Source organism: Pseudarthrobacter sp. C4D7, assembly GCF_013359725.1.
Classification (GTDB): domain Bacteria; phylum Actinomycetota; class Actinomycetes; order Actinomycetales; family Micrococcaceae; genus Arthrobacter.
This window is the reverse complement of sequence record NZ_JABFMW010000040.1, coordinates 12013-33836: the sequence shown is the minus strand read 5'-3', so window position 1 is coordinate 33836 and position 21824 is coordinate 12013. Positions and strand designations below refer to the sequence as shown.

General features: G+C 66.1%; 17 protein-coding genes and 1 riboswitch. Of the genes, 5 read left to right on the top strand and 12 right to left on the bottom strand.

The features are described from left to right. Both gcvP and HNO81_RS18720 read right to left on the bottom strand, forming a co-directional pair. Nucleotides 1-2425, bottom strand: a 2425-nt coding sequence (gene gcvP, locus HNO81_RS18725) for an aminomethyl-transferring glycine dehydrogenase (RefSeq protein ID WP_175319605.1), incomplete at its 3' end; no start/stop codon positions are given. Between the two features lie 191 nt (nt 2426-2616). Beyond that, a riboswitch (glycine riboswitch) is annotated at nt 2617-2714 on the bottom strand. A 92-nt stretch (nt 2715-2806) separates the two neighbouring features. Then, a complete protein-coding gene (locus tag HNO81_RS18720) occupies nt 2807-3343 on the bottom strand; it encodes a TetR/AcrR family transcriptional regulator (protein ID WP_175319604.1) in 537 nt (178 codons plus the stop codon). A gap of 81 nt (nt 3344-3424) precedes the next feature. On the opposite strand from HNO81_RS18720, the gene HNO81_RS18715 reads away from it, so the two are divergent. Then, the gene (locus HNO81_RS18715; RefSeq protein ID WP_175319603.1) at nt 3425-4981 is read left to right on the top strand and encodes an MFS transporter; all 1557 of its coding nucleotides are present in this window, start codon (nt 3425-3427) and stop codon (nt 4979-4981) included. An 87-nt stretch (nt 4982-5068) separates the two neighbouring features. Here the strand turns inward: HNO81_RS18715 and HNO81_RS18710 are convergent, their stop codons facing one another. Beyond that, complete coding sequence (locus tag HNO81_RS18710; RefSeq protein WP_175319602.1) at nt 5069-5548, bottom strand: Dps family protein; 480 nt, start codon at nt 5546-5548, stop codon at nt 5069-5071. Between the two features lie 221 nt (nt 5549-5769). On the opposite strand from HNO81_RS18710, the gene HNO81_RS18705 reads away from it, so the two are divergent. Continuing rightward, nucleotides 5770-7326 (top strand): APC family permease, encoded by a 1557-nt coding sequence (locus HNO81_RS18705; protein ID WP_175319601.1) that lies wholly within the window; start codon nt 5770-5772, stop codon nt 7324-7326. 71 nt (nt 7327-7397) lie between these two features. On the opposite strand, the gene HNO81_RS18700 is transcribed toward HNO81_RS18705, so the two are convergent. From HNO81_RS18700 to araB, 7 genes are all read right to left on the bottom strand, one after another. Continuing rightward, the gene (locus HNO81_RS18700) at nt 7398-7949 is read right to left on the bottom strand and encodes a hypothetical protein (protein WP_175319600.1); all 552 of its coding nucleotides are present in this window, start codon (nt 7947-7949) and stop codon (nt 7398-7400) included. A 158-nt stretch (nt 7950-8107) separates the two neighbouring features. After that, the gene (locus tag HNO81_RS18695) at nt 8108-8410 is read right to left on the bottom strand and encodes a DUF4193 domain-containing protein (protein WP_175319599.1); all 303 of its coding nucleotides are present in this window, start codon (nt 8408-8410) and stop codon (nt 8108-8110) included. Between the two features lie 92 nt (nt 8411-8502). Then, nucleotides 8503-8706, bottom strand: coding sequence for a hypothetical protein (locus tag HNO81_RS18690; protein ID WP_175319598.1), 204 nt, complete (start codon nt 8704-8706; stop codon nt 8503-8505). Nucleotides 8707-8782: 76 nt separating this feature from the next. Next, nucleotides 8783-9814 (bottom strand): LacI family DNA-binding transcriptional regulator, encoded by a 1032-nt coding sequence (locus HNO81_RS18685; protein WP_254703578.1) that lies wholly within the window; start codon nt 9812-9814, stop codon nt 8783-8785. 39 nt (nt 9815-9853) lie between these two features. Then, nucleotides 9854-11374, bottom strand: a complete 1521-nt coding sequence (gene araA / locus HNO81_RS18680; protein WP_175319597.1) for an L-arabinose isomerase — start codon at nt 11372-11374, stop codon at nt 9854-9856. Between the two features lie 30 nt (nt 11375-11404). Continuing rightward, on the bottom strand, nt 11405-12121 hold the full coding sequence (locus tag HNO81_RS18675) for an L-ribulose-5-phosphate 4-epimerase (RefSeq protein WP_175319596.1): 717 nt from the start codon (nt 12119-12121) through the stop codon (nt 11405-11407). Then, the gene (araB, locus tag HNO81_RS18670) at nt 12118-13878 is read right to left on the bottom strand and encodes a ribulokinase (protein WP_175319595.1); all 1761 of its coding nucleotides are present in this window, start codon (nt 13876-13878) and stop codon (nt 12118-12120) included. The genes HNO81_RS18675 and araB overlap by 4 nt, the downstream gene beginning before the upstream one ends. Nucleotides 13879-14144: 266 nt before the next feature. Here araB and chvE point away from each other — a divergent pair, with 266 nt between their 5' ends. The 3 genes from chvE to mmsB all read left to right on the top strand — a co-directional run bounded on the left by chvE (nt 14145) and on the right by mmsB (nt 18193). Then, nucleotides 14145-15272 carry a multiple monosaccharide ABC transporter substrate-binding protein gene (gene chvE / locus HNO81_RS18665; RefSeq protein ID WP_175319594.1) on the top strand — a complete coding sequence of 376 codons (1128 nt, stop codon included), beginning with the start codon at nt 14145-14147 and terminating at the stop codon, nt 15270-15272. Nucleotides 15273-15378: 106 nt separating this feature from the next. Continuing rightward, nucleotides 15379-16908 carry a multiple monosaccharide ABC transporter ATP-binding protein gene (mmsA, locus tag HNO81_RS18660; protein WP_175319593.1) on the top strand — a complete coding sequence of 510 codons (1530 nt, stop codon included), beginning with the start codon at nt 15379-15381 and terminating at the stop codon, nt 16906-16908. 4 nt (nt 16909-16912) lie between these two features. Next, entirely contained in the window at nt 16913-18193 is a 1281-nt protein-coding gene (mmsB, locus tag HNO81_RS18655; RefSeq protein WP_175319592.1) for a multiple monosaccharide ABC transporter permease, read from the top strand. A gap of 91 nt (nt 18194-18284) precedes the next feature. Here mmsB and HNO81_RS18650 read toward each other — a convergent pair whose 3' ends face one another. Together HNO81_RS18650 and HNO81_RS18645 are read right to left on the bottom strand one after the other, a co-directional pair. After that, complete coding sequence (locus tag HNO81_RS18650; RefSeq protein WP_175319591.1) at nt 18285-19535, bottom strand: MFS transporter; 1251 nt, start codon at nt 19533-19535, stop codon at nt 18285-18287. A gap of 36 nt (nt 19536-19571) precedes the next feature. Continuing rightward, on the bottom strand, nt 19572-21743 hold the full coding sequence (locus HNO81_RS18645; protein ID WP_175319590.1) for an elongation factor G-like protein EF-G2: 2172 nt from the start codon (nt 21741-21743) through the stop codon (nt 19572-19574). Nucleotides 21744-21824 lie beyond the last annotated feature (81 nt).

Here is a 21824-nt window from a genome sequence, read left to right as displayed (position 1 = left end):
CGCGCAGGTCCAGGATGCATTCGTGCGCCACGAGTCCGCCTTCCCCGGTGTAGAGAACCGGGTAGAACTCGTTCAGCCGGGAAGCGACATAATTGGCGGCCAGGAGCGCGGACTTGGTGGCTTCGGTCAGGCCCTCGCCGCCCATCAGCTTCACGTACGCCCAGGAGATCGGCAGCACGCCGGCAGAACCGAAACGGGAGGCCGAGATCGCGACCCCGTGTCCGGCCTCGTGTGCGGCCTTGTTGGCATCACCGGGCATGAATGGTGCCAGGTGCGCCTTGGCAGCGACCGGACCGACGCCGGGTCCGCCGCCGCCGTGCGGGATGCAGAAGGTCTTGTGCAGGTTCAGGTGCGACACATCGCCGCCGAACTTGCCGGGCTGGGCCAGGCCCACCAGGGCGTTCAGGTTCGCGCCGTCGATGTAGACCTGGCCGCCCGCGGCGTGGATGGCGTCGCACACTTCGCGGACGTCGCCGTCGTAGACGCCGTGGGTGGACGGGTAGGTGATCATGATGCAGGACAGGACGTCCTTGTGCGTTTCGATCTTCGCCGTCAGGTCGGCGTGGTCGATGGTGCCGTCCGCCGCGGTGGCCACGACGACCACCTTCATGCCGGCCAGGACGGCGGAGGCGGCGTTGGTGCCGTGCGCGGAAGCGGGGATCAGGCAGACGTTGCGCTGCTGGTCGCCGCGGGAGTGGTGGTAGCCCCGGATCGCCAGCAGCCCGGCCAGTTCGCCCTGGGAGCCGGCGTTGGGCTGGATGGACACCTGGTCATAGCCGGTGATCTCGGCCAGGTCCGCCTCGAGGTCGGCGATGAGTTCGCGCCATCCTTCGGTCTGTGAGTCCGGGGCGAACGGGTGGATGGAGGCGAACTCCGGCCAGGAGATGGCTTCCATCTCGGCCGTGGCGTTCAGCTTCATGGTGCAGGAGCCCAGCGGGATCATGGTGCGGTCCAGGGCCAGGTCCCGGTCGGAAAGCTTCCGGATGTAGCGCAGCAACTGGGTCTCGGAGCGGTGCGTGTTGAACACGGGGTGCTGCAGGTAGTCAGAAGAACGCTCGACGGCGGCCTCCAGCGCAAAGCCTTCACCCTCACCTGCTGTGGCGCCAAAGATGCCGGCAACCTCAGCGACGATGGCCGCCGTCGTGGTTTCATCCAGGGAGATGCCCACGGTGTCAGCGTCAACGATGCGCAGGTTGATCCCGCGCGCCTCCGCGTCGGCAATAATTGTGGCGGCGCGGCCCGGGACGCGGACGGTGATGGTGTCGAAGAAGCTCTTGTGCACCACCTCGACGCCGGCAGCTTCCAGCGAGGCGGCCAGGGTGCGGGCGTGGCAGTGGGTCGTTTCCGCGATGGCCTTCAGCCCATCGGGGCCGTGATAGACGGCGTACATGGAGGAGACGATGGCCAGGAGGGCCTGCGCCGTGCAGATGTTGGACGTGGCCTTTTCCCGGCGGATGTGCTGCTCACGTGTTTGCAGCGCCAGGCGGTAGGCGGGAACACCGGCGTCGTCCTTGGACACACCCACCAGCCGTCCTGGAAGCGAGCGTTCCAAGCCCTTGCGGACAGCCATGTAGGCGGCGTGCGGGCCGCCGAAGAACAGCGGCACACCGAACCGCTGGGTGGAGCCGACGGCGATGTCGGCGCCCTGCTCGCCCGGAGGGGTGATCAGGGTCAGTGCCAGCAGGTCAGCGGCAACGGTCACCAGCGCCCCGCGCTCCTTGGCCTCGGCGATGACGGCGGACTGGTCCCAGACCCGGCCGGAAGCGCCCGGCTGCTGCAGCACAATGCCATTGATGTCACCCTCCGGCAGGCCCTTGGACAGGTCGGCGACCTCCACTTCAAAGCCCAGCGCCTCGGCGCGGCCCAGCACAATGGCGATGGTCTGCGGCAGGACGTCGATGTCCAGGACGGTTTTGCCGTCCGCCGCGGGCTTGGTTTTGTTGGAGCGGCGCATGAGCAGCACCGCTTCGGCCACGGCGGTGGCTTCGTCCAGCAACGAAGCGTTGGCGATGGGCAGGCCCACCAGGTCCTGGACCATGGTCTGGTAGTTCAGCAGCGCCTCGAGCCGGCCCTGGGAGATCTCGGGCTGGTACGGGGTGTAGGCGGTGTACCAGGCCGGAGCTTCGAGAATGTTCCGGCGGATCACCGCAGGGGTGATGGTGTCGTAATAGCCCTGGCCGATCATCTGCACGGCGGTCTTGTTCTTGGCGGCGAGCCTGCGCAGCTCCGCAAGCACCTCAACCTCACTGAGCGCGTCCTGCAGGCGGAGGGCGGTGTCCTGGCGGATGACCTGGGGTACTGCGGTGTCGACCAGGGCGTCCACCGTGCCGTAGCCAACGGCTTTGAGCATGGTGTCCACGTCGTCCTGGCGGCGGGCGCCGATATGGCGGTCAACGAAAGTGGTGGGGGCTGGGGTAACCGACACGAAGGAACTCCATTTTGTTCAGGCGGCGCAGGGTACGCCACAGCTATCCGGGTCCCTCCCCGCTCTGTATTGGACCTGAGAGTTTCCGCGTTGCCTGCCTGGGCAGGTCCCGCTTGCACCGTCGGTGAGCACAACAGCCCGTGCGCTCCGCAATGGAGCCTGCACAACTGCCTGCTGCTTTCCAGAGGCGCCTCGCCGCGGCGGTACAGGGGCCTGCGAGATTCCTGGGGAGGATTTGCTCCTACGGCGCCTGCCTATACTTCCGGCAGAACTCTCCCGCCGCAGATCAAAGGCTATTCACTTGTTGGGTCATGATGGCCGGTGACAGCCCTCACAACTCTCCATTGTCCTACGCCACGAGCCCTCCCCGCAAATGGAAAACTAGCGGCGGAGCCGCTCCAGGGCAGCCAGGAGTTCCTCCACATCGGCCGCCGCTCCGCCTTCCGGCACCGGGCCTACGGACAGCATGGCATTGAAGTACAAACCGTCACCCATATACAGGACAGCTTTGGCCAGGCCGGGCCCCACATCGGCTGCAATCTCATCCAGCCACCGCTGCTGGATGGCGGCGAAGCGGCGGCGCGTTTCTTCATGCGCCACCTCGGCAAGCCGCGTGGCGGCTACGATGACCCGGTCCAGCGGAGTATCCGCCCAGACGGAGGAACGGATGAAGTAGGCGGCGGCACCTTCGCTGGCCGAGGCCATCGCGTCGGCGTCGGCCTTGGCCAGGTACTCAAGACGGTCCAGCAGCACGGCGATGAGCGCTTCCTTGTTGGGAAAGTGGTACAGCAGGCCACCCTTGGAAACCCCCGCCTTCCGGGCCACAGCATCAAGGGTCGCAGCACGCTCCCCCACATCGATCAACAGGGACTCGAACGCGTCAAGGACCGCATCACGGGCTACAGGCTTTCGGGGCATGCCCTCCATCATGCCCCCAGCCCGGACGGAAGGCGGAAAATCCGGTTTTAAACTATACCGTCTGGACGGTACAGTTATTTTATGACGACCGCGCTGAGCTCCGAGCAAACCCCCCGGGGCAGCACCCGTGCACGCCGCCCGTGGCGCGACTGGGTGGCACTGGGACTCCTGATGTTTCCCGTCCTGCTGGTGGCCGTGGACAACACCGCCCTGACCTTTGCCCTGCCCGCCATCGCCCGCGCCCTGGAACCGACCGGCCTGCAGGTGCTGTGGATCGTGGACGCCTATCCACTGGTCCTGGCCGGACTGCTGGTATCCATGGGAAGCCTCGGCGACCGGATCGGGCGGCGGCGGCTGCTGGTCATCGGCAGCCTGGGATTTGCGGGACTGTCCGCCGCCACGGCCTTTGCACCCACCCCGGAGTGGCTGATCGCCGGCCGCGCGGCCCTGGGGTTTTTCGGCGCCATGCTGATGCCGTCCACCCTGTCGCTGATCCGCAATATTTTCCCGGAGCCCAACCGCCGGCGGCTGGCCGTGGCCATCTGGGCCGCAGGCTTCTCCGGAGGCGCCGCCCTGGGCCCCATCCTCGGCGGCTGGCTGGTGGAGCATTTCTGGTGGGGCGCCGTCTTCCTGGTGGCCGTGCCGCTCATGCTCCCCCTGCTGGTGCTGGGGCCGGCCCTGATTCCGGAATCGAAGGACCCCGCGCCGGGCAAGGTGGACATCCCGAGCATCGCGCTCTCCATGCTGGTCATGGTGCCAGTGGTCTACGGCATCAAGTCAGTGGCCACCGAAGGTCCAGGGGCCGCGGGACTGGCGGCCATTGCCTTCGGCCTGGCGATGGGCATCGTCTTTGTGCGCCGGCAGCACCGGCTGCAGCACCCACTGCTGGACATGTCCCTGTTCCGGAACAGGGTGTTCAGCATGGCCATCAGCGCCAATATCCTGGCACTCTTTTCCTTCAACGGGTTCATCCTGTTCCTTGCCCAGCATCTCCAGCTCCTGGAGGGGATGGCACCCTCCGCGGCAGGGGTGGCCATGGTCCCGGCACTGGCGGCTACGGTGGTGGCGGGCCTGGTGGTGGTGCCGCTGGTCCGGAAAGTCCGCCCGGGATTCGTGGTGGCCACAGGCCTGGCCTTCAGCGCCGCCGGGTACAGCATGGTGACCTTCGGAAACCACGACGACGGCCCGTCAGTGCTGCTGGCAGCCCTCCTGGTGCTGGCCCTGGGCGTGGGCACCGCGGAAACCATCTCCAACGACCTCATCCTTGGTTCCGCCCCGCCGGAGAAGTCCGGCGCTGCGGCGGCCATATCCGAAACGGGCTACGAAGTGGGCTCACTGCTGGGCACTGCCGTCCTGGGCTCCATCCTGACGGCTTCCTACCAGCAGAATCTTCGGTTGCCCGCGGGACTGGACGGCATGCTGCCCGGTACTGCCCTGCACAACGCCGGCGAAACCCTGGCGGGCGCGGTGGAGGCAGCCAGCCTCCTGCCCGCACCGCTTGCCGACGCGGTCCGTGGGGCAGCCGGAGCCGCATTCGACTCTGGTGTGCACATCACTGCGGCGATAGCACTGGTGCTGATGGCGGCGGCGGCAGTCCTGGCCGCCGTCGTACTCCGCAAGGTGCCGAAAGCCGCATAGCGCCGCCCCGGCTCCCAGCCATGGCATGCCAAAGGGCGCCCGGCGGGGAGGTTCAACCCCGGCCCCGGACGCCCTGTGGCTGGCCCGCTACTTGGTGTCGGCGGCCGTGACCTTGGCGGTGGGCTTCATGTTTTCCGCCTGCACCATCCAGGCGAACTGCTCCAGCCGGGCGATGAATTCGTGCAGGAGGTCCGCGGAGGTGGGGTCCTCCTCATCCACTTCGTCATGGACTTTGCGCATGGTGCCCACGGCGGCTTCCATGGCGGCGACAATCCGCTCAATGGCGTCCGCGGTGCTGATGAGGCCATCCGGGAACTGGGCCAGGCTGGTGCTCCCGGCAACGGTAGCGCTCCGGCCGTCCGGAAGGGCATGCAGGGCGCGCATGCGCTCGGCGGTATCGTCGGCGAACTGGCGTGCGGCGTCGACGATCTCGTCCAGCTGCAGGTGAAGGTCGCGGAAGTTGGTTCCCACGATGTTCCAGTGTGCCTGCTTGCCCTGAATATGGAGCTCGATCAGGTCTGCCAGGACGGCCTGCAGGTTGTTGGTCAGTGTCGGTGAAGCTTTCATGCATCCTCCTCAATTGGTCCAGTACGGCAGACGCTACCAGCCACGCACGGCGTGGGGGCAGGGTCGAAGGCAATTTCTCAGTGAGCTTACTAATTTCGAAAAGCGGTCATAAACGAATGTGATTCATATTGCGTCTTGCATCACACGGCCGGCGCCCCCATACTAAATGAACGCCATTCATATAGTGACTTCCGTCTCACAGCCTTCCAGAAAGTGGTGCCATGACAGAGACAATCCGCACCAGCACTTCCAAGTCCGGTCCGCATGTCCACGCGCCTGCCGCCGATGGCTTCAGCGCCAAGGGACTCAAGGGCGGGCAGCTCGGGCTCCTCGCCGTCGTCGTCCTGGGCATTTCAACGATCGCCCCCGCCTATACCCTCACCAGCGCGCTGGGACCCACCGTCAACGAAGCCGGCCTCCAGCTGCCCGTCATCTTCCTGATCGGGTTCATCCCCATGATCCTGGTTTCGCTGGCCTACCGGGAGCTCAACGCCGACTCCCCGGACAGCGGCACCACCTTTACCTGGGTGACCAAGGCATTCGGCCCATGGGTGGGATGGATGGGCGGGTGGGGCCTGCTGGCCGCCAACATCATCGTGCTGTCCAACCTGGCGGGAGTCGCCGTCGACTTCTTCTACCTCTTCCTCTCCCAGCTCACCGGCTCCCCCGAACTCGCGGACCTGGCGGACAACAAGGCGTTGAACGTCCTGACGTGTTTCGTGTTCGTGGCGTTGGCCGTCTGGGTCAGCTACCGCGGCCTGCACACCACCAAGCTGGTGCAGTACAGCCTGGTGGGCTTCCAACTGCTGGTACTGGGCCTCTTCGTCGTCATGGCCTTCGCCAACTGGTCCACGTCCGAGACGGCAATCCCGTTCAGCTGGGACTGGTTCGACGTCACCAAGATTGAGACCTTCGGACAGATCGCCGCCGGCATCTCCCTGTCGATCTTCGTGTACTGGGGCTGGGACGTCTGCCTCACCGTCAACGAGGAAACCGCCAACGGCAAAAAGACCGCCGGTGTGGCCGGCACCCTGACCGCTGTCATCGTGCTTGCCATCTACCTCCTGGTCAGCATCGCCACCATGATGTTCGCCGGCGTCGGCGATACCGGCAACGGCCTGAACAACGCCGAAAACCACGAGAACATCTTTACCGCCCTGGCCTCCCCCATCATGGGTCCGTTCGCCATCCTGATGTCCCTCGCAGTGCTTTCCAGCTCAGCTGCGTCCCTGCAGTCGACCTTCATGTCGCCGTCGCGCAGCCTCCTGGCCATGGCGCACTACGGCGCGCTGCCGGAACCTTTCAGCCGCGTCAGCAGGAAGTTCGCCACTCCGGGCTTCGCCACCATCGCCGCAGGCGTCATGTCGGCGGGCTTCTACGCGGTGATGCATGTGGTCAGCGAGAACGTCCTGAACGACACCATCCTGGCCCTGGGCCTGATGATCTGCTTCTACTACGGCCTCACCGCACTGGCCTGCACCTGGTACTTCCGGCACAGCCTGTTCAACAGCGTGCGCCATTTCGTCCTGCGGCTGGTCTGCCCGGTGGTGGGCGGCGTGGGCCTGTTCGTGGTGTTCGTCCAGACCGCCGTGGACAGCCTGGCGCCGGAGTTCGGCAGCGGCTCGGAGGTGTTCGGCGTGGGCCTGGTGTTCATCCTGGGCGTCGGCATCCTTGCCCTGGGCGCCGTGGTCATGCTCGTCATGTCCCGCACGCACCCGGGCTTCTTCCGCGGCGAAACCCTCAAGCAGGACACCCCGGCGCTGGTCATTCCGGAATAGTCCCCCAGCCCCAAAGGTGCCGTGCCCTCCGCCAGGGCACGGCACCTTTGTGGTTGGCGACGACGGACTGCTCACCAGTAGTGCGCCACGTCAACCACCAGGCGGGAGCCGGAGCCCGGGCCGTCCAGGGTGAACACCCGGAACGGCAGCCGGGCACGAACGCCCAGTCCAATGCTGGTCTGGCCCTCGAAACTTCCGGCCCAGACCACCTGGCGGAACGTCTGGTAGCCCGAAACATCCGACAGCCCGGCCGGATCGGCAGGGGTGTAGGTGGCCTGCCCGTTGTCGTCGTACGCCGGCGCCTTGACCACCACCTGGAGCCGGGCGCCGCCGCGGGTGGGCACCACTGCCCCGGAGCCGTCCTGGATAATCTGCGGGGCGTAGCGGACGCTGTAGCCCGGGGCCGGCGTGCCGCCCAGGTCAACCACCAGCCGGTCAAAGCAATAGTGCTGCCCGGTCCGGACATTGGTCACGGGCACCCCGCTCATGGCGCCGTCCGATTTCATCAGCGAACCCCAGGTGAGCCCGCAGTACGACGTGGTTGCCGAGGCCGGCCCCGGAACCACCAACCCCAGGGCAGCAGCCAGGAGGAATGCCGCGAGCCCGATGACGAATTTTCTCATTGCACTGCCATCCAGAATCAGAGCTATTGGATGGTTCCAGCGTAGGAGCGTTCCCGGGCGGAAACGAGGGGTCATTTTGGTAACGACGGCGGCCCGGGACACAGCAGCGCCGGCCACCTTGTGGAGGTGGCCGGCGCTGCTTGAACCAGGTTGGGAGGTTAGCCTTCGCAGTCGCGGCAGTACTTCTGGCCGTCCTTTTCACGGGCAACCTGCGAGCGGTGGCGGACCAGGAAGCACGACGAGCAGGTGAACTCGTCGGACTGCTCGGGGACCACAATGACGGTCAGTTCCTCGTTGGAGAGGTCGGCGCCGGGCAGGTCGATGCCTTCGGCGGTGTCGTTTTCCTCAACATCGATGACCGCGGTCTGCGCGTTGCCGCTCCGTGATGCCTGGAGGGCTTCGAGGGAGTCTGCGGGCGACTCTTCTTCCTGCTTGCGTGGAGCATCGTAATCGGTAGCCATAGCATGTTCACTTTCGTTGCTGCGCAGCGCCATTTCAGGCACCTCAGTGCAGCAGTTTAGGGCATCATCCCGCTACCGGCGCAATACTGTGCTCAAGCAGACAGTGGCCTGGTTTCCGCCGCTGTTCCTGCATGCTCCGAGCGGGCATGGCCGGCCCCAATGGATACCCCGCTCAGCGCCGGCAGCCAGCCCCACCGGGTGGCGTCCGCCAGGGCTGCCGCGGCATCCGTTTCGGATTCGAAGGTGAAGGTGTCCAGCAGCCACTCGCGGAGCCGGACGAACTGGGTAGGCGTCATGCCTGAAACCTACGCAGCTATTGTTGTGGGCACGTTTCATGGCGGTCTCCCCCGGATTAACTCCGCTGTGCCGGAGTCAGGGCACCGGTGGCGCGGTGCTGTTGCGCAGGACGAGCTCAGGCTCCACCACGAGGGTCCGCGGGCCGCCCGTACCATCGAACGCCGTCAGCATCATGTCCATGCATTTCCGGCCCAGTTCCTCAAAGTCCTGCCGGACCACCGTCAGCGGCGGACTGAAATAGCCGGCCTCGGGCTGGTCGTCAAAGCCCACCACCGAAACGTCCTGCGGCACCCTGATGCCTGCCTCGTTCAAAGCCCGCAGCACCCCCAGGGCCATCTGGTCGTTGCCGACGAAGAGGGCAGTGGCGCTGCGGTCGGCTGCCAGCCGACGGCCAATCCCATAGCCGCTGCCCGCGCTCCAGTCGCCCTCCATGATCAGGTCTGCCTCAAGCCCGGCGGACTCCAGGGCCGCCCGCCAGCCATCGGCGCGGGCAACGGCGTCGATCCAGTCCTGCGGCCCGGCAACGTGACCGATCCGGACGTGCCCCTGCCCAATGAGGTGCCCCACGGCCAGTTCGGCCCCGCGGCGCTGGTCCACCTTGACGCCGCCCACGGTGTCGTTGCCGTTGGGACCTACGGCCACCACCGGCACGGGAATGGGCAGCGCCGCCAACGCGGCCAGGGTCTCCAGGTGCGGGACGATCACCACGATTCCGTCCACCGACTGGTCCAGGAAGTGCCTGACGGCGTCCAGGATCGCCTCCCGGTTGACCTCGCGGAGCGCCGCGACGCTCACGAAGTATCCTGCGTCCCGTGCCGCCCGTTCCACTCCCAGCAGGGTGTTGGCAGGGCCGTACTGCGAGAGCTCGCTGCCCAGGACGCCGATGGTCTGCGAGCGCCGGGTGACCAGGCTCCGCGCGGCAGTGTTGCGGCGGTAGCCCAGCGACGCAATCGCCGCTTCCACTTTTGTCCGGGTGCCGGGGCTGACGCTGGGGTGGTTGTTGACCACCCGCGACACGGTCTGGTGCGAGACCCCGGCCAGTTCCGCCACGTCCTCCAGCCGTGGCAGGCGGGGCGGCCTGCCGTCCGTCATGGGGCGCTTGTCCATGGCTTCTGCCGGGGCCCGGACCTCAGCCGTGCCACTGGGTCAAATCCCGCCGGCCAGCTTGTAGTAGGCGGCGTTCCAGTTCAGGTCCTTCTTGAATTGGCGGATGGTGGTTCCCTCGTCGATGGTGAGCAGTTCCGTTTTGGCGATTTCGGCGAAGTCCTCGAAAACGTCCATGCCCACCTGGGTGGAAAGCACGGTGTGGTGCGCCGCGCCGGCGGTCAGCCAGGCGGCGGCGGAGGTGGCGAAGTCCGGCTTGGGCTCCCATAGCGCGCGGGCCACGGGGAGGTTGGGCAACGGCTGGTCCAGGGGAACGACGTCGACGGCGTTGGCCACCAGGCGGAAACGGTCCCGCATATCGGACAGGGCGACGACGACGCCCGGGGAGGCATCGGCGTCGAACACCAGGCGTACGGGGTCTTCCTTGCCGCCGATACCCAGCGGGTGGATTTCCAGGCGCGGCTTGGCCGCCGTCAGCGAGGGGCAGACCTCCAGCATGTGGGCACCCAGGATCTTCTCCGAGCCCGGTTCCAGGTGGTACGTGTAGTCCTCCATCAGGGAGGCGCCGCCGGGCAGGCCGGCGCCCATTACCTTGGCGGCCCGGACCAGGATGGCGGTCTTCCAGTCGCCTTCAGCGCCGAACCCGTATCCGGCGGCCATGAGGCGCTGCACGGCGAGGCCGGGAAGCTGGCGCAAGGCGCCGAGGTCCTCGAAGGAGGTAGTGAACGCCGCGGAGCCATTGGCTTCCAGGAAGGAGCGCAGGCCCAGCTCGATCCGGGCGCCGTACCGCAGCGACTCGTGCCGGTCCGCGCCCTGGCGGAGCTCCGGAACCAGGTCGTAAAGGTCCGCATACTCGGCCACCAGGGCGTCGACGTCGGACTCCGCAGCGCCGTGGACGGCGTCGGCGAGTTCATTGACGGACCAGGTGTTGACGGAGACACCGAAACGCAGCTCCGCCTCGGTCTTGTCACCCTCCGTCACGGCAACGTTGCGCATGTTGTCGCCAAAACGGGTCAGCTTCAGGGTCCGGACAGCTGCCCAGCCGGCGGCGGCGCGCTGCCATGAGCCCACTTGGCGGGCCACGTCGGGGTTGGAGACGTGCCCCACGACGGTCTTCCGGGCGATGCCCAGGCGGGACTGGATGTAGCCGAATTCGCGGTCACCGTGGGCGGCCTGGTTCAGGTTCATGAAGTCGAAGTCGATGTCTGCCCAGGGAAGGTCACGGTTCGCCTGCGTGTGGAGGTGCAGCAGGGGCTTGCGCAGCAGGTCCAGGCCCTGGATCCACATCTTGGCGGGGCTGAAGGTATGCATCCAGGCCGTGACGCCAATGACCGAATCGTCCGAGTTGGCCTCCAGCGCGGTGCGGCGGATGGCGTCCGAGTCCGTGAGCACCGGCTTCCAGACAACCCGCACTGGAACGGAGGATGAGGCGTTGAGCTGGTTGGCGATCTCCTGCGACTGGGCGGCCACCTGCTTGAGGACTTCCTCGCCGTAAAGATGCTGGCTGCCCGTGAGGAACCAGACTTCGTAGCCGTCGAGGGAGGTGTTTGCTGCGGTGCTCATAAATTCTCCTGGGAAGGGTTCCAAGGCCGGTTATTGGCCGTAAACGTTCTGGTAACGGGCGTAAAGGGAGTCGATGTGGCCCTGGTCGATGGGCAGCGGCTCGCCCAGCTGCCGGGAAATATGCACGGTGCGGGCAACTTCCTCGCACATGACGGCGGCTTTGACAGCCGACCGGGCGTCCTTGCCGATGGTGAACGGGCCATGGTTCTGCATCAGGACCGCCGGCGACGTGGAGTTCTTCAGCGTCTCCACGATTCCGTGTCCAATCGAGTCGTCACCGATGAGTGCGAACGGGCCCACGGGGATGGCCCCGCCGAATTCGTCCCCCATCATGGTGAGCACGCACGGGATGGCCTCACCCCTGGCAGCCCATGCGGTGGCGTAGGTGGAGTGGGTATGCACCACACCGCCCACCTCCGGCATGTGCCGGTACACGTAGGCGTGCGCGGCGGTATCCGACGACGGCGACAGCGGCGGGTTGCCCCAGTCCACCGTGCCGCCGCCACCAAGGTTGGTGCCCCTCACGGGGGTGCCGTAGAGGTCGGTGACCACCATCTGCTCAGGGGTCAGGTCCTGGTAGGAGACACCCGAGGGCTTGATGACCATGAGGTCGGTGCCGGGCACCCGGGCCGAGACGTTGCCCGCGGTCCACACCACCAGTTCGTACCGGGTCAGCTCGGCATGGAGGGCGCACACTTCGGCGCGGATTCGCTCGATGGTGTCCAGGATGGGCGTTGCGGCGCTCATGCCGACACCTCCGCGGCGGCTGCGGACATGGAGACCGCACCTGCCGTGACGGTGCCGGCGGCTTTGCGCTGGATCGCCTTGAGCCGGTGCATGACGTCGTTGCTGCCGCGGCCGAAGTAGTCGTGCAGGGTCTTGTACTCCTGGAAGAGTTCTTCATAGGCGGCCACATTCGCGGGAATCGGCGTGTAGACCTCCCCGGGTTCGGCGCCCATGGCCGCCGCGGCCTCGCGGATGTCGGCGTATTCGCCGGCAGCGACGGCGGCGTGGATGGCCGAGCCCAGGGCGGGCCCCTGCTCAGAGCCGATGGTGGACAGTTGCAGCCCGGTGGCATCCGCGTAGATCTGCATCAGGAGCTTGTTCTTGAGCAGGCCGCCGGCCACGATGAATTCCTTGACCGGGACTCCGGCGTCGCGGAAGGCGTCCACGATGGTGCGGGTCCCGAAGGCGGTTGCTTCCAGCAGCGCGCGGTAGGTGTCCTCGGGCCTGGTGGCCAGGGTCTGGCCCACGATGGTGCCGGACAGCTCGTGGTCCACCAGGACCGAACGGTTGCCCGAATGCCAATCCAGGGCGATCAGGCCGTGCTCGCCGATGGCCTGCCGGGAAGCCAGTTCGGTCAGGTACTCGTGGATTCCCAGCCCGGCGCCCCTGGCGGCCTGGTGGTATTCGGGCGGGACGCCGTACTTGGTGAACCAGCCGAAGATGTCCCCCACCCCTGACTGTCCGGCCTCGTAGCCCCACAGGCCGGGGATGATTCCGCCGTCGACGGCACCGCACATTCCCGGTACTTCACGAAGTTCGCTGCCGTTCATGACATGGCAGGTGGAGGTGCCCATGATCGCCACCAGCTGGCCGGCGTCCACCGCTTTCGCGGCGGGGGCAGTGACATGGGCGTCAACGTTTCCCACGGCCACGGCGATGCCTTCCGGCAACCCGGTCCAGGCGGCTGCCTCCGCCGTCAGGGTGCCGGCGGAGTCCCCCAGCTGCCCGATGGTGTGCTCCAGCTTTGAGCTGACGAAGTCCTTGAAGTCAGGGTTCAGGGCAGCCAGGAAGTCCTCCGAGGGATACCGGCCATCCTGGTAGATGCCTTTGTAGCCGGCGGTGCAGGCGTTGCGGACATACCGGCCGCACAGCTGCCACACGATCCAGTCCGCCGCTTCCACCCAGTGGTCCATGGCTGCATAGGTTTCCGGGTCTTCCTCCAGCAGCTGCAGCCCCTTGGCGAATTCCCATTCGGAAGAGATCAGGCCGCCGTACCGGGCAAGCCAGTCCTCGCCCCGCTCGGCGGCAAGCCGGTTGATGCGGTCGGCCTGCCCCTGCGCAGCGTGGTGGCGCCAGAGCTTCACATATGCGTGCGGACGGTTGGCGAAGCCGGGCAGTTCGTTCAGCGGTGTCCCGTCGCCCTTGACCGGCACCATGGTGCAGGCGGTGAAGTCAGTGGCAATGCCGACGACGGCGGAGGGGTCGATCCCGGCGTCAGCCACCGCGGCAGGAACCGCGGTCCGCAGGACGTCCCGGTAGTCGTTGGGCACCTGGAGCGCCCATTCCCCCGGAAGCCTGGCGCCGTCGTCGCCCGCTGTGTCCTGGGGCAGGAAATCGGTGACCACCGCGTGGGGATACTCATGGACGGCACTGCCCAGTTCCTTGCCGTCGCGGACCCGCACCACCACGGCGCGGCCTGAAAGGGTTCCATAATCCACTCCGATGACGCAGGGGTCATGGCGGGATTCGGAGCTGGGTGTCGACAGCGCAGCTGGCATGGGTTGCCTCCGTCCGGGAGGCATTGGCCTCATTACCGGGTTTGTTAGGGGTCTGGTGGAGCTATGTGCTGCAGCAAGTGTGAACGCTAACAAAGCAGAAGTCAATGAAGCCGAAAGATTTTCGATATTCCCTGGGAACGGTCTTGTTAGCGTTCACAAATCGGTCTATATTGAACCGACACATCAACAATGTGGCCAGGACCAGGGAGCACTGAGGCTGTCCGGTCCACCAACACTTCGCGGCAGTGCTGCCGCGGAAGGAGAAAATGGTGAGAATCAAAAAACTGATGGGCGCGGTGGCTGTTGTCCTCGCCCTGACGGTGGGGGCCACAGGCTGCGGCTCCCGCGGCGGAACCAGCGAATCCAGCGGCGCCGCGAAGCCCAGTGATTCACTGGTAGGCATCTCGATGCCCACGCAGACGTCCGAACGGTGGATCGCGGACGGCGCCAACGTGGAGAAGTCCCTGAAGGACCTCGGCTACAAGACGGACCTGCAGTTCGCCAATGACGACATCCCCACCCAGGTCTCGCAGATCGAAAACATGCTGACCAAGGGCGCCAAGGCGCTGATCGTCGCCGCTATTGACGGCACCACCCTGACCGACGTCCTGGCCAAGGCCAAGGAACAGAACGTCAAGGTCATCGCCTATGACCGCCTCATCAACGGCACGCCGAACGTCGACTACTACACCACGTTCGACAACTACACGGTGGGCGTCCAGCAGGCCACCTCGCTCCTGACCGGCCTGGGCCTGGTTGACGCCAGCGGCAAGAAGGTGGACGGCAAGGGTCCGTTCAACATCGAGCTTTTCGCCGGCAGCCCCGACGACAACAACGCCAACTTCTTCTGGACCGGCGCCATGGACACCCTGAAGCCGTACCTGGATGCAGGCACCCTGAAGGTCCCCAGCGGCCAGACCAAGTTCGAGCAGGCTGCCATCCTCCGCTGGCAGGCACCCGTAGCCCAGAAGCGCATGGAGGACATCATCACCTCCGCCTACAGCTCCGGCACCAAGCTCAACGGCGTCCTGTCCCCGTACGACGGCCTCTCCATCGGCATCCTCTCAGCCCTCACCAGCACCGGCGGCTACGCGAAGGGCAGCCTTCCCGTGGTGACCGGCCAGGACGCCGAGAAGGGCTCCGTCAAGTCCATCATCGCCGGCGAGCAGTACTCCACCATCTTCAAGGACACCCGCCAGCTGGGTGCCCAGGCCGTAAAGATGGTTGACGCTGTCCTCAAGGGCCAGGAACCGGAAACCAACGACACCAAGACCTACAACAACAAGGTCAAGGTTGTTCCGGCCTACCTGCTGAAGTCCGTGATCATCACCAAGGACAACTACAAGAAGGAACTGATCGACTCGGGTTACTACTCCGACGCCGACGTCAAGTAGTCAGCGAACGGGGCTGTGGCCGGGCAACAGGTCCGGCCACAGCCCTTCCCGCCGCCTCCTGCACCAGCAGGACGGCCCAGCTTCGACCAGTCAGTGGGAATTGACGATGAACACACCCATTCTCCAAATGCGAGGAATCACCAAGACGTTCCCGGGCGTAAAGGCCCTCCAGGACGTCACCCTGGATGTGAACCGTGGAGAGGTCCACGCCATCTGCGGTGAAAACGGAGCCGGCAAATCAACGCTTATGAAAGTGTTGTCCGGCGTCTATGCACACAACACCTTCGACGGGGAAATCCTCTTCGAGAACGAACCCTGCAACTTCTCCAGCATCTCCGACAGCGAGAAGCGCGGAATTGTCATCATCCACCAGGAACTGGCCCTGAGCCCGTACCTCTCCATTGCAGAGAACATCTACCTCGGCAACGAGCAGGCCACCAACGGATGGGTGGACTGGCGCAAGACCAACCTGGAAGCGGCCCGGCTGCTGGCCCGCGTTGGCCTCGACGAAAACCCCGTCACGCCCGTGCAGCACATCAGCGTTGGCAAGCAGCAGCTGGTGGAAATCGCCAAGGCCCTGTCCAAGGAAGTCAAGCTGCTGATCCTGGACGAGCCCACGGCCGCGCTCAACGACGAAGATTCCGGCCACCTGCTGGACCTGATCCTCCACCTGAAGGGCCAGGGCGTCACCAGCATCATCATCAGCCACAAACTCAATGAAATCCGGAAGGTGGCGGACGCCGTCACCATCATCCGTGACGGCAAGACCATCGAGACCCTGCGGCTCGACGAAGGCCAGATCACCCAGGAGCGGATCATCCGCGGCATGGTGGGCCGGGACTTGGAAAGCCTGTACCCCGACAGGGAGCCGAACATCGGCGAGGAAGTCCTGCGGATCGAGGACTGGTCCGTGCGCCACCCCCAGGACCACAGCCGCATGGTGGTCAACAACGCCAACCTGCACGTCCGCAAGGGTGAGGTTGTCGGCCTGGCCGGCCTCATGGGCGCAGGGCGCACCGAACTTGCCATGAGCGTCTTCGGCCGCACCTACGGCACTGCCACCTCCGGCAAGGTGTACAAATACGGCGAGGAAATCAACACAGCAACAGTCTCGGACGCCATCAGGCACGGCATTGCCTACGCCACCGAGGACCGCAAGCACTACGGCCTGAACCTCATCGAGGACATCAAGCGGAACATCTCCCTGGCAGCGCTGCGCAAGCTTGCCAAGCACGGCTTCGTGGACAAGAACCAGGAGACCGTGGTGGCCAACGGCTACCGCCGCAGCATGAACATCAAAGCGCCCTCGGTTGCCGCCATCACCGGGAAACTGTCCGGCGGAAACCAGCAAAAGGTGGTGCTGAGCAAATGGATGTTCTCGGACCCGGACGTGCTCATCCTGGACGAACCCACGCGCGGAATCGACGTTGGCGCCAAATACGAGATCTATACGATCATCGCCAAACTGGCGGCAGAAGGAAAAGCAGTCATCGTGATTTCCTCGGAACTTCCCGAGCTCCTGGGCATCTGTGACCGCATCTACACGCTCGCTGCCGGGCACATCACCGGTGAGGTGCCCATCGCAGAGGCCACCCAGGAAACCCTGATGCACTACATGACCAAAGAGAAGGAATAGCGAAATGTCCGCCCTACGAGAATCGCTCGGATTCCTCACCAGCCGCCTGCGCCAGGTCGGCATCTTCGTTGCCCTGATCCTGATCGTCCTGCTGTTCCAGGGCCTGACCGGCGGTATCCTCCTGGAGCCGCAGAACGTCACCAACCTGGTGGTCCAGAACAGCTACATCCTCATCCTGGCTATCGGCATGGTGATGGTGATCATCGCCGGGCACATCGACCTTTCGGTCGGCTCAGTCGCCGGGTTCATCGGAGCCGTTGCCGGCGTCATGATCGTCCACTGGGGCTGGCCCTGGTGGGCCGCCATCCCCGCGTGCCTGCTGGTCGGTGCACTGGTGGGTGCCTGGCAGGGCTACTGGATCGCCTACGTGGGAATCCCGGCCTTCATTGTCACCCTGGCCGGCATGCTCATCTTCCGCGGCCTGACCCTCATCACCCTCAAGAACCAGCAGATCACCCCGTTCCCCGCCGAACTGCGGGCTTTGGGCGGCGGCTTCCTGCCGGACATCTCCGGCGGCACCTCCGTGCTGGAATGGCTTACGGTCATCCTGGGCGTCGGCGCCACCATCGCCCTTCTGATCCAGGCCTTCAAGGAGCGCCGGGTCCGCCGGAAGTTCGATCTTGAGAGCGAACCCATGGTCTGGTTCGTCATCAAAACCACCTTCACGGCGCTGCTCATGCTCATCATCACCTTCCTGCTGGCCTCCTACAGGGGCACGCCGATCGTCCTGGTGGTCCTGGCCGTGCTGGTGATCGGATACACGGCGCTCATGAACAACAGCGTCTTCGGCCGGCACACGTACGCCATCGGCGGCAACCTCCACGCGGCCGAACTGTCGGGCATCAAGACCAAGGCCGTCACGTTCCGGCTGTTCGTGAACATGGGCGTGCTCGCCGCACTGGCCGGCCTGGTCTTCACCGCCCGGCTCAACTCCGCGCAGCCTGCCGGCGGAACCGGCTTCGAGCTCGACTCCATCGCCGCAGCCTTCATTGGCGGCGCCGCCGTCACCGGCGGTATCGGAACAGTGGCGGGAGCCATGATCGGTGGCCTCATCATGGGCGTGCTGAACAACGGCATGTCCATCCTGGGCCTGGGCACCGATTACCAGCAGCTCATCAAGGGCCTGGTGCTCCTTGTCGCAGTCGGTTTCGACATCTTCAACAAGAACCGCGGCGGTGGCGGCGGCGAGATGGGAAAGCGCTTCAAGCTCAAGACCAGCCCGTCGCCGGCACAGGAACAACCGGCCCCCGCGGCCGGCGAAGCGGTGGAGGCAGGAATAAAGTAAGACGCCCCACCTGCACAAGCGAAGGCCCCCGCTGCCTGGACCACGTCCAGCAGCGGGGGCCTTCGCGTCGTTCGGCGGTGGAAGACTCTCCTCAGTGGGCGGCCAAACCGGTGGCAACATCGGCGGGCGGGCGCCGGCGCCGGCTGAGCATGATGAAGGGCGCGGCCAGCAATTGCACCGCCCCGCCCAGGGCGAGCGAGGCCGGGTAGCCGTAGAGGTCGGCCGCCCTGCCGAGCAGCGGCTGGACCACCACTCCCCCGCTGGACCCCATGAGTGAGGCAAAACTGAGGACGGTGGCCCGCTGCTTCGAGGCGATCATGTCGTTGAGGTATGCCTGGCGCACGGGCGTGCCGGCGGACGCCACCACCGCCCAGACAGCCAGGAGTACCAGGGCCAGCCAGAAGATGCGGGTCGCCAGGAGCGCCACCAGGACCGCTGAGCTGGCAATCGTGGAGGCGATCAGCACCGTGGTGCGCCGCCGGACCAGTTTGCGGACCAGCGGGGCGAGCCAGCCGCCCACAATGTCCGCACCCGCCACGATGGCTGCCGCCAGGCCTGCGATGGCGTATGCCTTGGGGTCTCCGAAAAGTTGCAGCAGATAGGGCTGGAGGGCGTAGAAAACATAGAATCCCACCCCTTCCGTGAACGGTGCGGCCAGCATCATGAACCGCACCGGAGGGTTCCTCAGCCCGCCGTCCACCGAGGCCTGCAGGACTGCCCGCGTGGCCTGCAGCGGGTGCGCCGACCGCTCCGGGGTGAAGCCGACGTCGTGCATCAGCAGGAAGGCGACAACGAACATCGCCACCAGCACCGCCACCCGCAGCAGGAACGGCACGCCCAGGTTGGTGGCCTGGGCAATGATTCCGCCGGCTACTGATCCGGCCAGCATGGCAATTCCGGACACCATCTGCCCCCGCCCCAGGACGGCTTCCAGGCCGCCTTCGTAGCCGGTGTGGTGGAGTGCATCCACCAGCCAGGCCTCCACCGCCCCGGAGAAGAAGGTGAAGCCGAGGCCCAGCAACGCGGACACCGCGGCCCACCACCAGAAGGGGGCGGACAACTGCCACAGCAGGTAGTACAGGTAGGTGGACGCGGCCAGGGTCACGGTACCCAGCAGGAAGGACATGCGGCGCCCCCAGCTGTCAGCCACCACCCCGGTGGGCACCTCGAAAAGCACCATTCCTGCCGTGAAAAAGGCGTTGGCGGCAAAGGCCTCCAGGTTGCTGAGCCCGGCGTCGAGCAGGAAGAGCGTGTTGATTCCCCAGATGAAGGACGCTGCAAGGGTATTTCCCAGCGTCAGCGTCAGGTAGACGTTCTGGATCTTTCGTGCTGCGGCGTTCACCGGCGGGCCGTTCCGTGGAGGCTGTTCCCGCCCCGGTCAGGACGGGCTGAAAGTCGGCGGCACAGGGTCGTGGCGCAGGTACCGGCGCCTGAACCGGCCGGTCCCTGCCGTCAGGGCCCGCAGTTCCACCGCGTAGCGCAGGAGTTCCTGGTCGGGGACCTCAGCGCCGATCTCCGTCAGTCCTTCGCCGGAGGAGGTGGTGCCGGTGAGGCGGCCGCGGCGGCTGGACAAGTCACTCATCACGGTGCCCACGTGTTCGTCGGCCACGGTGATGGACACGGAGGACACCGGTTCCAGGAGCTGGATCTTTCCTGCAGCTGCCGCTTCGCGGAGCGCCAGTGCTCCTGCCGCCTGGAAGGCCGCGTCCGAGGAATCCACGCTGTGGGCCTTGCCGCCGGTGAGTGTTACGCGCAGGTCCACTACGGGAAACCCGGCAGCCACCCCGCGCTCCATTTGTGCCCGGACGCCTTTTTCGATGGACGGGATGAACGTTCCCGGGATGACTCCGCCCACCGTCCTGTCCACGAATTCGAAGCCGCCGCCGCGCTGCAGCGGCTCCACGTCGATGTCGCATACGGCGTACTGGCCGTGGCCGCCCGACTGTTTGACATGGCGTCCGTGGCCGGCGGCGGGACCCGCAAACGTTTCCCGCAAGGGTGTGACCACATCCACGGTGTGCAGCTTCACGCCTTGTTCCCGCAGCCGGTCCAGGACCACCTCGGCGTGCGCCTCCCCCATGCACCAAAGCACCAGCTGGTGCGTTTCAGCGTTCCTGTCCACCCGCAAGGTGGGGTCCCCGGCGGCGATCCGTCCCAGGCTGCGCGCGAGCGCATCTTCGTCGCTGCGCGAGTCCGCTTCCACGGCGACCGGCAGCAGCGGTTCGGGCATCTCCCACGTGGCCAGCAGCAGCGGGCGTTCCCTGGCGGAAATGGTGTCGCCGGTTTCGGCGCTGCCCAGCTTCGCCAGCGCGCACATGTCCCCGGCCACGCAATGGGGCACCGGGCGCAGGCTGGCGCCCAGCGGTGAGTAGATGTGGGTGACCCGTTCGTCGGTGTCATGGTCCTGGTGCCCGCGGTCCGCCAGTCCGTGGCCGCCCACGTGGACCGGGCTGTCCTCCCGCAGGGTTCCGGAGAAAACCCGCACCAGGCAAACGCGGCCCAGGAAAGGATCGTTGGAGGTCCGCACCACCTCTGCGGCGAGCGGGCCGTCGGGGTCGCAGGAGAGCTTTCCCGCCGGCTCCCCCGCAAGGCCGGCCGCGGCCGGCAGGCCGCGTTCGGACGGAGGCGGAAAGGCACGCACCAGCACCTCAAGCAGTTCGGCGGTACCCAGTCCCGTGACGGCGGAGGTGGGCAGGACAGGATGGAACGAGCCCCGGGCGACGGCGGTTTCCAGGTCGGCGGACAGCACTGCTGTATCGATGTCCTCCCCGCCCAGGTAGCGGTCCATCAGGGTTTCGTCTTCACTTTCGGCGATGATGCCCTCGATCAGGGCGCCCCGCGCGGCCGCGGCGGCGGCAAGTTCCTCCGGATCCGCCGGGCGGACCTGGGGTGTTGGATCCCCGGAGGAGTAGTCAGTGACCTCCTGTGACAGCAGGCCCAGGAGGCCGGCCGCGTCGCCGTTGGCCGGCACCGGAACATACAGCGGGAGGACACCGTCGCCGAACGCTTTCCGGCAGGCGGCCAGGGCGCCGTCGTAATCCGCCCGCGGGTGGTCCACCCTGGTGATGGCGACGGCGCGTGGCAGCCCCATGTGCGCGCACTCACCCCAGAGGGCGGTCGTGGTGGCATCGATGCCGTCCACGGCAGAGACCACAAACAGGGCGCCATCCGAGGCCCTCAGCCCTGCCCGCAGTTCCCCGATGAAGTCGGGGTAGCCGGGTGTGTCGAGAAGGTTCACTTTGACGTCGTCCACCAGCAGCGGAACCAGCGACACCGTGACCGAACGCTGCTGGTGCACCGCCGCCGGGTCCGAGTCGCTGACCGTGGAACCATCCGCAATGGTGCCCTTGCGGGTGATCATGCCGTTCGCCGCCAGCAGGGCCTCGAGCAGCATGGTCTTTCCGGCGCCGGAGTGGCCCACCAGGGCCACGTTCCGGATCCCCGCCGGGTCCTGCACCGCGATGCCGGCGGATTGGTCGGCCCGCCTGGAGTCAGGCCCGTTCCTGCCTCCCGCCGCCCGCGCTGAGTCCTTGGCGCTCTTCACCGACATTGGAACCTCCTCGCGTCATTGCCGACCGGACCGGACGTGTCCTCTGATTCGACACCTTGGGACGGCGGGACGGCAAGAGTG